At 69.4% G+C, this 11,167-nt stretch carries 12 protein-coding genes and 1 pseudogene; 7 read left to right on the forward strand and 6 right to left on the reverse strand.

Annotated features, from left to right (window positions below):
- Nucleotides 1-8 precede the first annotated feature (8 nt).
- The 4 genes and pseudogenes from LEL84_RS20045 to LEL84_RS20060 all read left to right on the forward strand — a co-directional run bounded on the left by LEL84_RS20045 (nucleotide 9) and on the right by LEL84_RS20060 (nucleotide 4,469).
- Nucleotides 9-710 (forward strand): ABC transporter ATP-binding protein, encoded by a 702-nt coding sequence (locus LEL84_RS20045; RefSeq protein WP_159371825.1) that lies wholly within the window; start codon nucleotides 9-11, stop codon nucleotides 708-710.
- Nucleotides 710-3,273 (forward strand): annotated as a pseudogene (locus LEL84_RS20050) (FtsX-like permease family protein). The gene LEL84_RS20045 and the pseudogene LEL84_RS20050 overlap by 1 nt, the downstream one beginning before the upstream one ends.
- Nucleotides 3,274-3,364: 91 nt before the next feature.
- Nucleotides 3,365-3,664 carry a helix-turn-helix domain-containing protein gene (locus LEL84_RS20055; RefSeq protein ID WP_226512595.1) on the forward strand — a complete coding sequence of 100 codons (300 nt, stop codon included), beginning with the start codon at nucleotides 3,365-3,367 and terminating at the stop codon, nucleotides 3,662-3,664.
- Nucleotides 3,639-4,469, forward strand: coding sequence for a Clp protease N-terminal domain-containing protein (locus tag LEL84_RS20060; RefSeq protein WP_226512596.1), 831 nt, complete (start codon nucleotides 3,639-3,641; stop codon nucleotides 4,467-4,469). The genes LEL84_RS20055 and LEL84_RS20060 overlap by 26 nt, the downstream gene beginning before the upstream one ends.
- A 30-nt stretch (nucleotides 4,470-4,499) precedes the next feature.
- Here LEL84_RS20060 and LEL84_RS20065 read toward each other — a convergent pair whose 3' ends face one another.
- Entirely contained in the window at nucleotides 4,500-5,369 is an 870-nt protein-coding gene (locus LEL84_RS20065; protein ID WP_065629307.1) for a 1,4-dihydroxy-2-naphthoate polyprenyltransferase, read from the reverse strand.
- A 146-nt stretch (nucleotides 5,370-5,515) separates the two neighbouring features.
- On the opposite strand from LEL84_RS20065, the gene LEL84_RS24855 reads away from it, so the two are divergent.
- Nucleotides 5,516-5,839, forward strand: coding sequence for a type IV toxin-antitoxin system AbiEi family antitoxin domain-containing protein (locus LEL84_RS24855; RefSeq protein WP_319005281.1), 324 nt, complete (start codon nucleotides 5,516-5,518; stop codon nucleotides 5,837-5,839).
- Nucleotides 5,840-5,898: 59 nt separating this feature from the next.
- Here the strand turns inward: LEL84_RS24855 and LEL84_RS24860 are convergent, their stop codons facing one another.
- Nucleotides 5,899-6,117: a hypothetical protein gene (locus LEL84_RS24860; RefSeq protein ID WP_319005248.1), complete on the reverse strand. Its 219-nt coding sequence runs from the start codon at nucleotides 6,115-6,117 to the stop codon at nucleotides 5,899-5,901.
- A gap of 31 nt (nucleotides 6,118-6,148) precedes the next feature.
- Here LEL84_RS24860 and LEL84_RS24865 point away from each other — a divergent pair, with 31 nt between their 5' ends.
- The gene (locus tag LEL84_RS24865) at nucleotides 6,149-6,391 is read left to right on the forward strand and encodes an endonuclease domain-containing protein (RefSeq protein WP_319005249.1); all 243 of its coding nucleotides are present in this window, start codon (nucleotides 6,149-6,151) and stop codon (nucleotides 6,389-6,391) included.
- A 42-nt stretch (nucleotides 6,392-6,433) separates the two neighbouring features.
- Here LEL84_RS24865 and menE read toward each other — a convergent pair whose 3' ends face one another.
- The 4 genes from menE to LEL84_RS20090 are packed head-to-tail and all read right to left on the reverse strand — an operon-like array spanning nucleotide 6,434 to nucleotide 9,550.
- Entirely contained in the window at nucleotides 6,434-7,558 is a 1,125-nt protein-coding gene (gene menE, locus LEL84_RS20075; RefSeq protein ID WP_226512597.1) for an o-succinylbenzoate--CoA ligase, read from the reverse strand.
- Between the two features lie 38 nt (nucleotides 7,559-7,596).
- Entirely contained in the window at nucleotides 7,597-7,941 is a 345-nt protein-coding gene (locus LEL84_RS20080; protein ID WP_058252672.1) for a DUF3349 domain-containing protein, read from the reverse strand.
- Nucleotides 7,942-7,970: 29 nt separating this feature from the next.
- Nucleotides 7,971-8,252, reverse strand: a complete 282-nt coding sequence (locus LEL84_RS20085; RefSeq protein WP_065629227.1) for a hypothetical protein — start codon at nucleotides 8,250-8,252, stop codon at nucleotides 7,971-7,973.
- A gap of 2 nt (nucleotides 8,253-8,254) precedes the next feature.
- Nucleotides 8,255-9,550 (reverse strand): inorganic phosphate transporter, encoded by a 1,296-nt coding sequence (locus LEL84_RS20090; protein WP_226512598.1) that lies wholly within the window; start codon nucleotides 9,548-9,550, stop codon nucleotides 8,255-8,257.
- A 143-nt stretch (nucleotides 9,551-9,693) separates the two neighbouring features.
- Between LEL84_RS20090 and LEL84_RS20095 the strand changes: the two genes are divergently transcribed.
- Entirely contained in the window at nucleotides 9,694-10,758 is a 1,065-nt protein-coding gene (locus LEL84_RS20095; RefSeq protein WP_226512599.1) for an LLM class F420-dependent oxidoreductase, read from the forward strand.
- The last annotated feature ends 409 nt before the right edge of the window (nucleotides 10,759-11,167 follow it).

Below are 11,167 nucleotides of genomic sequence, written 5' to 3' on the forward strand. Positions count from 1 at the left end.
GAGTGTCGATGGAACCCGGGCGGACGCCCGGCACCGGAAGTGCCCTGGTGGAAGCGGTCGATCTGGTGCGCGAGTACCAGATGGGCGAGGAACGGGTTCGCGCCCTTGACGGTCTGAACCTGTCCATCGACGGCGGTCAGTTCGTCTCGGTGGTCGGCCCGTCGGGAGCGGGCAAGAGCACCCTGCTGCACGTACTCGGAGCTCTCGACACCCCGACGTCGGGCCGGATCAGCATCGACGGCGTCGACCTCGGGGCGCTCGACGACACCGCCGCCTCCGAGTTCCGGCGCAACCGCGTCGGGTTCATCTTCCAGTTCTTCAACCTCGTGCCGACGATGTCGGCGTGGGAGAACGTCGCGCTGCCGCGACTGCTCGACAACCAGTCGCTCCGCAAGGCGAAACCCCGTGCCGTGGAACTGCTTGCGCGGGTCGGACTCGGCGATCGAATCGACCATCGGCCCTCGGAGCTGTCCGGCGGCCAGATGCAGCGGGTCGCGATCGCCCGCTCGCTCATCATGGATCCGACGATCCTGCTCGCCGACGAACCGACCGGCAACCTGGACTCCAAGACGGGTGAGGCGGTACTCGAACTGCTCTCCGAGGTCGCCCACGACACCCCCGACCGGCTGGTGGTGATGGTGACCCATGACCCGAAGGCCGCTGCGGTCGCCGACACCACCATCACGGTCCGCGACGGGAAGATCGCCTAGTGGCGGGACGGGGTTCTCGGGCCGCCGCCCTAGCCGCCGGTCTCACCCGCATCCGCCTGCTGAACCTGCGCGAGATCCGTACCCACCGGCTGCGCCTGCTCACCTCGCTGGCGGTGGTGGTCGTGTCGTCGGCGTTGCTGATCGCGGTGCTCGGCACCTACGGGTCGGCGTCGGAATCGGTGCGGGACTTCAACAATGCGGTGTCGGGGGTCGCCGACATCGAGGTCGCCGGCATCACCGACACCGGCGTCGACGAGTCGCTGGCCGGCGAGATCCGTCGCGACGTCGACGCGGCGGCGGCCGTCGTGCCGATGATCCGCGGGTCGGTCGTCGTCGATGGATCGGCCGTGCCGCTGCTCGGCTCCGATCAGCGCGTCACCCAGCTCTCGGGCAGTCTGCGCGGCGCCCTGCGACAGGGGCAGGCCGGGACCGGTCCGGGGACCGTCGACCTGGACCGACTGCGCACCGGCGTGTTCGTCGGCCCGGGACTCGGGCTCGACCGCGGAGACCGATTGACCGTCAACGCGATCGAGGTCGAGGTCCTCGAGGTCGTCGACAACGAACAGGCCGCCGGTCTCAACAACGGCCGCTTTCTCTTCGCCTACGTCGACCTCGCGCAGCGGCTCGTCGGACTCGAGGGCCGGCTCGACTCGATCCTCATCGTGACCGAGCCCGGCGCCGATCTGTCCGCCGTGCGCTCGCAGGTGCAGGGCATCGTGGACGGCCGCGCGGTGGTGGTCGATCCGGACTTCCGCGCCAAGCAGGCCGAGGTCGCGAGTTCGGTGACCCGCGATGCGACCCTGCTGGTCTCGCTCGTGTCGCTGGTGATCGCCGCCTTCCTGGTGTTCAACACGATGAACATGGCGGTGGCGTCGCGGCGGAGGTCGCTGGCGATGATCCGGGCGTTGGGTGCCAAGCGGTCTCACCTCGTCGGGGACATGCTCGGCGAGGCCGCGCTGATGGGCCCGTCGGCGGCGTACTCGGCATCCCCCTCGGAATCCTGGCCGGGCGGGCGGTGATCAGCAGCCTGCCCGAACCCCCGGCCGATTCCGTCGGCACCGTCATCAACTACCACCTGCCCGGATACGCGCCCGCGGCGGCGGTGATCGCCTGCGTGGTCGCGTGTGTCGCGGCGACGACGCTGGCCGCGCGGGCGGTGTTCGCGGTCTCGCCGGTGGAGGCGATGGCTCCGGTCGAGGTGTCGGACTCCGCCACGCGGCGTGGTCCCGCGGTGGTGATCGCCGCGGTGCTCGGGGTCGCCGGCCTGATCGCGTCGTGGGTGGTCGTGGCAACCGTGCCGGGCCGCCCGGCCATCGTCGCCGGCGTCTTCTATCTGGTCGGCGCACTGCTGCTGTGCTTCGCGCTGTCGAAACCATTGGCCTGGGCGGTGGTTCGGGTGGCCCGCTGGTTCGGTGGCCCCGGACAGCTCGCCTCGGTGAACAGCGAGCGCGCCCCGCGGCGCGCGTGGGCGACACTGATGACGGTCGCGGTGGCGATCGCGGTCGGCATGGGGACGTCGGGAGCACTGGACAACCTCGTCTCGTCGATGTCGAAATCGCTCGACGGACTGGGGGATCCGGACTTCTACGTGTCGTCGACGTCGGCCGCGAGCCTGCCCCTGGGTCCGATCCTGCCGCCCTCGGTGGTCGACCGCGTCGCGGCGGTTCCCGGGGTCACCGAGGTCGTCGGCGGTCAGTGGGCCGCGGTCAACATCGGCGAGAGCAAGGCGAATGTGCAAGGGCTAGAGCCCGGTTCGCGCGCACCGTTCATGCGCAAGGCGTCGCCGGAGGCGGTGGCGAGCGTCCTCGCCGGCGACGGCATCCTGATGTCGAACGTCCTGGCCCGCGCATTGGGCGTGGGCACGGGCGACACGGTGGAACTCGCGACCCCCAACGGTCCGCGGCAGACGGTCGTACGCGACACCGTCGACTATGTCTCCCTCGACTCCGGTGTGGCGGCCATGTCGCAGGAGTTGCTGGGGGAGTGGTTCGATCGCGACGGCGACACCTACCTGCAGGTGATCACCGCGCCCGATGCCGACCCGGAACAGGTCCGCCGGGACCTCGAGGCGCTCGTCGACGGTGTCCCGACGACGGGCAACAAGCCCATCAGTGTCTACAGCGGTGCCGAGGCCCTCGCGGCCACCCAGGCCACTGTCGAGCAGGCGGGCGCGTTCGCGGTCGCCATCCAGTGGATCGTCGCCGGTGCGGCCGCGATCGCGCTGCTCAACACGCTGCTGCTGTCGGTCCTCGAACGACGCCGCGAGCTGGGCGTCCTGCGGGCGATGGGGGCCTCCCGCCGGTTCGTCTCGCGGACAGTGCTCGCCGAGGCGGGAGCGGTCGCCCTGGTCGGGTCGGTCCTCGGCGTCGTCCTCGGTGCCGCCATGCATCTGCTCAGCAACCAGATCCTGACCATCACGACGTCCCTGACGGTGCAGTACTCGCCACGGCCGTCGGCCCTGCTCTTCGTGACCATCGCCGTTGCCCTCTGCCTGATCGGTGCCTTCGTCCCCGCGGTCCGCGCCGGGCGGATGAACATCAGCGAGTCGATCCAGAACGAGTAGTCCCGTCGTGGCTGCGCGGTCGGGCAGATGTGACATGCCCAGCTCGTCAACAATTCTTGACACATTGTCGATGTCAACATAACCTGACATCATGCACGACGACCACAGCACCGACACCGCACCCGACGCGCCGAGCGCCGAGCTGGCCGGAGACGCCGCGAGCGGCGATCCGGCGAGGGGCTTGGCCGCGGTACGCGCCCTGCGCACCCTGGCCGACCGACTCGAGGACGTGCAGGTGGCCAACGCCCGTGCCCACGGGTGGAGCTGGCAGGCGATCGCAGAAGTGCTGCAGATCAGCCGACAGGCCGTGCATCAGAAGCACTCACAACGTGAGGCCCGCGCGAGTGGGCCAGAAGGAGACACAGATGTTCGAGCGAATCAGTCGCGATGACAAGATGCTGCTGGCTTTCGCCACGCAGGAGGCCGGCGACCTGGGTCACCGGCAACTCGGCAACGACCACCTGATCCTGGGCATGCTCTGCAACGCCCGCAGCCCGTTGTTCGCGCTGCTGGCCGACCAGGGGCTGACGCTGACGTCGGCCCGGGAGGTGGTCCGGAAGTACCACGACGAGCACGCGGAACGGTCCGACACCGCGGAGACCGCCGACGACGAGTCGGTCCGCGAACGCTACGAGGAGGATCGAAAAGCCCTGCGCGGCATCGGAATCGACCTCGACAGGGTCCGGGAAGCGGTGCGCGGTCGCTTCGGTGAGGACCTGTCCGATGGCTGGGGCGAGCGTGCCGAGCGCGGCCCCCGAGGACGTGGTCACGGGCGTCGGGGGCACCGGCACCATGGTCGCGGTCGCGGACCCCGGCCGGATTGCGGCCCACAGGGTCTCGGGCCAGAGGGTTTCGGGCCGGGTGGTTTGGGGCCGGAGGGTTTCGGGCCGGGAAGTTTCGGGCCGGGCGGACCGTTCGGCGGCGAGGGGCCCTGGGAGCCGGGTCGCGGCCGGCGCGGACCGCGGGGCCGGGGCGCCCGTCCGCGTTTCGCGAACGACACCCGGACGGTGTTCGGCCGGGCCATGGAGATCGCGCGGGAACGGGGTGACCGGCGCCTCCGCGCGGAGTACCTGTTGCTGGGCATCATCGACACCGCCGACGACGCGTCGCGGGCGCTGATCGAATCCGCCACCACGGCCGACGAACTCCGCGCCGCGGTCGTGGCGAGCCTGCCCGACGTCGAGGCGCAGGTCTGATCGTCGGCGCAGGTCTGGCGTCGAGGTCCGTCAGGTGAGCGCGAGCGCGACCGCCGTGACGACCGCCCAGGCGAGCATCGCCTTCCCGGTCGTCCCGATCGACGGGATCAGTCCCGGTCCGGCCGCCCCGGTTCGGACCGGGGCGTAGGCCTGCCACAGCAGCGGGAACGTCACCAGGCCGAGCAGCGCCCAGGGGGTCGCGAACGCCAGGACCACGCTCATCGCGAGCGGGGTCAGCAGAAGCACGGCGAACAGGATCCGGGTCCGGGCGTCACCGAGGCGCACGGCGAGGGTGATCTTGCCGGATTCGGTGTCGCTGGGGATGTCTCGGAGGTTGTTGACGACCAGCACGCTGCTCGAGATCGCGCCGATCCCGATCGCGCCGGCCAGTCCGACCCAGTCGATTCGGCCGGCGGAGACGAACTGGGTGCCGAGGACGGCCACGAGCCCGAAGAAGGTGAACACCGCGACCTCGCCCCAGCCGGCGTAACCGTAGGGGCGCTTGCCGCCGGTGTAGAACCAGGCGCCGGCGATACAGATCGCGCCGACCAGCACGAGCCACCACGCCGTCGCGATCGCGAGGACGAGGCCGCAGACCGCGCCGATCCCGAAGCACAGGAACGCGGCGGTCTTCACGGCCTTCGGCGACGCGGCGCCCGACCCGACCAGGCGCATCGGACCGACCCGATCGTCGTCGGTTCCCCGCACGCCGTCGGAGTAGTCGTTGGCGAAGTTCACGCCGATGATGAACGCGACGGCCACCGCCAGCGCGAGTACGGACTTCCACCACGTGACGTCGCCGGAGTGCAGCGCCGCGCCGACACCGACCACGACCGGCGCGATCGCGTTGGGGAGCGTGCGCGGACGAGCGCCCTGGATCCACTGCGAGGGGGTAGCCACGGGGTTCATCGTGTCACGGCCGCGCGCGCGAGCCGGCGGCTGCCCGGTAGGTGTAGAACTTCGTAGCGCCTGGAGCGACGACACACTACATCTGCGGGGGCCGTCGAGCGATGGAACCGGTTGCGGCGCAGGTGCGTCTGAAGGTCATGCATCTTCCGCCGGACTTTCGGGCGCTCGCCCTCGAACAGGATGGCGTGTTCACCGCGGCCGATGCCCGCGAACACGGCATCAACCGGTCGGCGGCGCACCGTCGGGTGCGGGCCGGCGAGTGGGTATCGGTGCATCCTCGTGTCTATCGCTCGCCGACCACCCCGAGACCGACCGCACGCGAATCCGGACCGCGACGCCGGCCGTCGGCACTCACGGGGTCCTCTCGGGACTCGCTGCCTCATGGTGGCATGGGATCGTCGAAGCCCCACCCGCCTTGCCCACGGTCACAGCTCTCCGCGGCCGCCACGGTCATCCGGTGACGGGAGTCCGGATTCTCAACCGCGCTCTCGCCGACGCCGACGTGCTGACCCGGGACGGGCTACCGGTCACCGGGGTCGCGTTGTCGGCTTTGGAGGGTGCGGTAGAGGGCGGCATCGACGTCATCGGTTCCGCGTTGCAGCAGCGGCGCACCACGGTCGAGCGTCTCGTCGAGGCCTACGAGCGGCGGCGCCGGTGCGTCGGCGCGGCGGACAATGGGTCCGATGGTCGAGCTGCTGGAATCGGGTGCGGGGTCGGCCGCGGAGCGGCTCGCTGTCACGATCCTCCGGACCGCGGGTATCGAAGGGTGGGTGGCGAACCATCCGACCTGTGGGTACGAGATCGACTTCGCCTTCCTCGACCGGATGGTGGCGGTGGAGATCGACGGGTTCGCCTTCCACCGCGACTCGAAGACGTTCCAGCGTGACCGCACCCGACGCAATGCGCTCCTCGCGGCGGGTTGGACGGTGCTGAACTACACCTGGGGTGACCTCCGCGACCGAGCGGACTACGTCGCGACGTCGATCTCCCAGGCCATTGCGACCGCCGCCTGAACTGCAGTTGTCGCACGTCGTTGCGCCAGGCGCGACGACACACTACATCTGCGCACCGAAGCGGGCCCGTAACGCGCGACGGTCGTACTTGCCGGGTCCGCGGAGGGGGAGGGCGTCGAGTTCGACGACCCGCCGGGGGGCCGCGTACTTGTCGAGCCGCTCGGTGACCGAATCGCGAATGCGGTTGACGTCGACGCGTTCTCCGGGACGGACGACGACGAATGCGGTGACCGCCTCGCCGAGCCGGTCGTCGGGGAGTCCGACGACGACGCATTCGGCAACCGCCGGGTCGTCGGCGATCACGGCCTCGACGACCTGCGGTACGACGGTCAGCCCGCCGGTCGAGATGGCCTCGTCGGCGCGGCCGACGATCGAGAGCAGCCCGGCGTCGTCGACGCGGCCGAGGTCGTCGGTGCGGAACCAGCCCGGCTCGGCGAAGGCCGGATGGTCGGGCAGATTGCGATAGCCGGAGGCGACGACGGGACCGCCGAGCAGCACGCGCCCGACGCCCTCGGGTGCCGGATCGGCGATGCGGACCGCGACGCCGTCGAGGGGTCGCCCGTCATAGACGCACCCTCCGGCGGTCTCGCTCATCCCGTATGTCGCGACGACCGGCAGACCTTCGTCGATCGCTCTGTACCACAACGGTTTCGGGGTCGCCGCACCGCCGACGAGGATGGCGTCGAGCTCCCGCGAGGCGGCGGTCGCGGCGGGCTGGTCGAGAACCTTGACGAGTTGGGTGGGCACCAGCGAGGTGTATCGCCGCGGACCCTCGAAGTCGCGTACGGCGCGGGCGTAGACCTCGGGATCGAAACCGGCCCGCATGTCCAGGACCACCGGCGTCTGCCCGGCGGTCAGCGCGCGGAGCAGGACCTGCAGGCCGGCGATGTGGTGCGGGGCCAGCGCCAGCAGCCAGTTGCCCGGCCCGCCCAGATGATCGGCGGTGGCCCGCGACGACGCGGCGAGGGTCGCGGGAGAGTGCTGCGCACCCTTGGGGGTGCCCGTCGACCCCGACGTCGAGACGACGAGGGACACGGGGTCGTCGATGGGTGCGCCCACCTGCAGCGCCGAGGCGAGTTCGGCTGCGGCGCGGGCGTCGTCGGGCACGGGCAGGGAGGCCGAGGAACCGTCGAGGATCGCCCGGAGGTCATCGGCGTGGTCGAGCACGGCGTCGGTCGACGGCAGCGGCAGGGTTCGCAGGGTCCTCAGGGCAGGTCCCCATCGGTCGGACCGTCCCCATCAGGATCGGGCTCGTCGCTGAACGGCCATCCGCGGGCGACGAGGTGTGCGCGTACCCGCGCGATGTCGTCCTCGTGCGGCAGTTCATGGGTGTAGTGGGTGATCTTCACCGCCGCGTCGATCCGCGATATCGGTTCGGGTGGCGGCGGGGACTCGCGGGCCAGCTCCGCCGACACCTGGCTCACCTCGTCGTCGGTCAGCTGCCGGCGCAGCAGCGCCACGAGCGGTATGTAGTCGTTGTGCGGGACGCCGTCGGGGTAGCCGGCGCGCAACCACTCCACGACCTTCTGCAGAAGTGTCGGGCGGTCCACGGGGTGTCTCCGATCAGAAGCGGGGACGATCACTTGTAGCCGAACGGGAAGATCTTGACGCCGGTGTAGTAGAAGATCGTCTGCCGGGTGATCCAGAGGATCCCGACGACGATCACCAGGATGACGACGCCGAAGATGAGGTACGCCACGGGCTTCAGCGCGGGATGCGGATCGGAGGTCGTTCCGTCGGCGGCGACGGAACCCTCGGCGAGGGACCGCAGACGCAACCCGACTGCGAACAGCGCGGGCAGTCCCGCTCCCAGTACCAGTCCGACGATGAGGACTTTGCCGATGGCCTCGAACGTCTCCATTCTCAGGCCCTCCTCTCCGGGTCGTGCTGCACGATGATCTCGGCCGGGATGACCGGTGGCAGCGGGAGGGTCGTGTCGTCCGTCTCGGTGGCGACCGCTTCCTCCCACTCCTCGCCCGCGAGGGCCTCGCCCTCCCAGGCGTCGTTGACGTTCTCGTGGTCGACCTTGTTCTCCTGCGCGCGCCAGTACATGTAGCCCGACGCGACGACCAGGATCGCGAAGATGATGAGGGCCCCGGTGACGTCGCCGAACAGGTGCGCGAGGAAGTAGCAGGCGGCACCGACCGCGCCGGCGGCGGGCAGGGTCGTCACCCAGGCGACGGCCATCCGGCCGGCGACCGACCAGCGGACCTGGGCGCCCTTGCGGCCGACCCCCGAACCCAGGATGGAGCCGGTCGCGACCTGGGTGGTCGAGAGCGCCATGCCCGCGGCACTCGAGGTGAGGATGATGGCGGCCGACGACGCTTCCGCGGCCATGCCCTGCGGCGAGGTGATCTCGACGAGTCCCTTGCCGAGGGTGCGGATGATCCGCCAGCCGCCCAGGTAGGTGCCGATCGCGATGGCCGCGGCGCAGCTGAAGACCACCCAGAAGGGGAGTCCGTGGCTGACGCTCGACGCCTCGAGGTGTCCGGTGGCGATGAGGGCCATCGCGATGACACCCATCGTCTTCTGGGCGTCTCCGGTGCCGTGGGCCAGCGAGACCAACGATGCGGTGGCGACCTGCCCGTAGCGGAAGCCGTCCTCCTTCTGCCGGTCGGCGATCCGGCGGGTGATCGCGAAGACCAGCCAGGTTCCGCACGCCGCGACCAGACAGGCGATGACCGGTGCGGCCAGCGCGGGGATGAGGATCTTGGAGGTGATCCCGGACCAGTTGATCCCGCTGACACCGATCGCGGCCAGGCCCGAACCGATCAGCCCGCCGAACAGGGCGTGGGACGAACTCGAGGGCAGCCCGAACAACCAGGTGAAGAGATTCCACAGGATGCCGCCGATCAGGCCCGCGAAGATGATGAGCAGCGCCGTCGTCGCCGACAATCCGGCCACCAGCTCCCCGGCGTCGGGGCCCGAGGTCTGCTGGTTGTTCAGCACATCCTTGGTGATGGTCGCCGCGACCTCCACGGACAGGAAGGCGCCGACCAGGTTGAGCACCGCCGACAGCCCGACCGCGACCTTCGGCTTCAGGGCGCCGGTGGCGATCGACGTCGCCATCGCGTTGCCGGTGTCGTGGAAGCCGTTGGTGAAGTCGAAGCCGAGGGCTGTGACCACCAACAGCACCAGGATCAGCATCTCGCCGCTCATGGTGACGATTGTGGGACCTACCGCCCTCATTTACCTAAACATCGGGCACAGTTCCGGTGAGCGGGGTCCCCAGCCGGGGCGGACCTATCGAACGTTCAACAGACCCTCGGAAACCGGTCGCCGCTGTGGAAGAATCCGTCGGCATGACATCGATGAAGCTGGGCATGCCGATCAATTACGCGGGCGACTTCCGCGAGACCATCAACAACCTCGCGGACTTCGAAGCCGCGGGCGTGCAGCGCATCGCGGTTCCGGAGGCCTACAGCTTCGACGCCGTCTCGCAGCTGGGGTACATCGCGGCCAAGACCGAGACGATGGAACTGCAGACCGCGATCCTGCCCATGTACTCGCGGACGCCCACCAACCTGGCGATGACCGCGGCCGGCCTCGACTACATCAGCGGCGGTCGCGCGGTGCTCGGCATCGGTGCATCCGGTCCGCAGGTGATCGAGGGATTCCACGGCGTCAAGTACGACTACCCGCTGGGACGCGCCCGCGAGCACGCCGAGATCTGCCGGATGGTCTGGCGCCGCGAGAAGCTAAATTACCAGGGCAAGCACTACACGCTGCCGCTCGACGAGGAGCACGGCGGTTCGGGACTGGGCAAGTCCCTGAAGATCATCAATCACCCCGTACGCGACAACATCCCGTTGCTCCTCGCCGCCATCGGCCCGAAGAACATCGAGTTGGCCGCGGAGATGTTCGACGAGCTGCAGCCGATCCTGTTCCACCCCGAGCAGATCGACGCGGCCTTCGGTGAGTCGCTGGCGGCGGGCAAGGCCAAGCGCGATCCGTCGCTGGGGGATCTGGGCATCGTCGTCCAGGCCACCGCCCGCATCTCCGACGACGCCGAGCAGATCGACAACGCCAAGCAGCTCGTGCGCCATCATGCCGCCCTGTACATCGGCGGGATGGGCGCCCGTGGGAAGAACTTCTACAACCAGCTCGCCATCCGCTACGGCTACACCGACGAGGCGAAGCTGATCCAGGACCTCTACCTCGACGGCAAGAAGATGGAGGCCGCGGCCGCGGTCCCCGAGGACCTCGTCACGTCGATGTCGCTGATCGGTTCCAAGGCCCAGGTGGCCGAGCGGGTCGCAGCGTTCCGGGAGGCCGGTGTCACGTGCATCCTGGCCGCGCCCACCGCGCCGACCCACGCCGAGCGCGTCACCGAGGTCGAGCACCTGCGCGACATCTTCGGGGGCTGATCGCGCGATCGGCGATTGTTGTCCGGAAAACGACGGCCCGTGTACGCACGGCCGTCGTTTTCCTTTCTCGGTCATTTGCTCCTCGGGTGCAATTCCGAGACATTTCACTACACTTCGACGATGTTCTGCCGACCGTGAATTCGGGTGTGCATTCACGGTGTTTCCGAATCCCGTCGCAGGTCGCGCGAAATACCATTCCGTTCACATCGATGAGCGTCAGTAACGATGTTCCCCCCGAGTTGTGAGGCGACAACCCGTCCCATAGGCTCTTGTCATCCGCTCGGCCCGCATCGGTTTCACGCCGAGCGGCCGTCGCGATGACAGTGTCGGGAAATGGCCGTTCGCCCCGGTGACGCGTCGATGATGAGAATCGCCACGCGACCGGCGGCAACGGATCGGCGTGATAAGA

This window comes from Gordonia sp. WA4-43 (assembly GCF_020520305.1).
Lineage (GTDB): Bacteria > Actinomycetota > Actinomycetes > Mycobacteriales > Mycobacteriaceae > Gordonia > Gordonia hongkongensis.

Bases quoted from the DNA above. Each gene is read 5' to 3' on its own strand.
- LEL84_RS20085 (WP_065629227.1), bottom strand. From the start codon at position 8,252: ATGGAGACGTTCGAGGCCATCGGCAAAGTCCTCATCGTCGGACTGGTA.
- LEL84_RS20055 (WP_226512595.1), top strand. From the start codon at position 3,365: ATGCACGACGACCACAGCACCGACACCGCACCCGACGCGCCGAGCGCC.
- LEL84_RS20045 (WP_159371825.1), top strand. From the start codon at position 9: ATGGAACCCGGGCGGACGCCCGGCACCGGAAGTGCCCTGGTGGAAGCG.
- LEL84_RS20090 (WP_226512598.1), bottom strand. From the start codon at position 9,550: ATGAGCGGCGAGATGCTGATCCTGGTGCTGTTGGTGGTCACAGCCCTC.
- LEL84_RS24855 (WP_319005281.1), top strand. From the start codon at position 5,516: ATGCATCTTCCGCCGGACTTTCGGGCGCTCGCCCTCGAACAGGATGGC.
- LEL84_RS20095 (WP_226512599.1), top strand. From the start codon at position 9,694: ATGACATCGATGAAGCTGGGCATGCCGATCAATTACGCGGGCGACTTC.
- LEL84_RS20060 (WP_226512596.1), top strand. From the start codon at position 3,639: ATGTTCGAGCGAATCAGTCGCGATGACAAGATGCTGCTGGCTTTCGCC.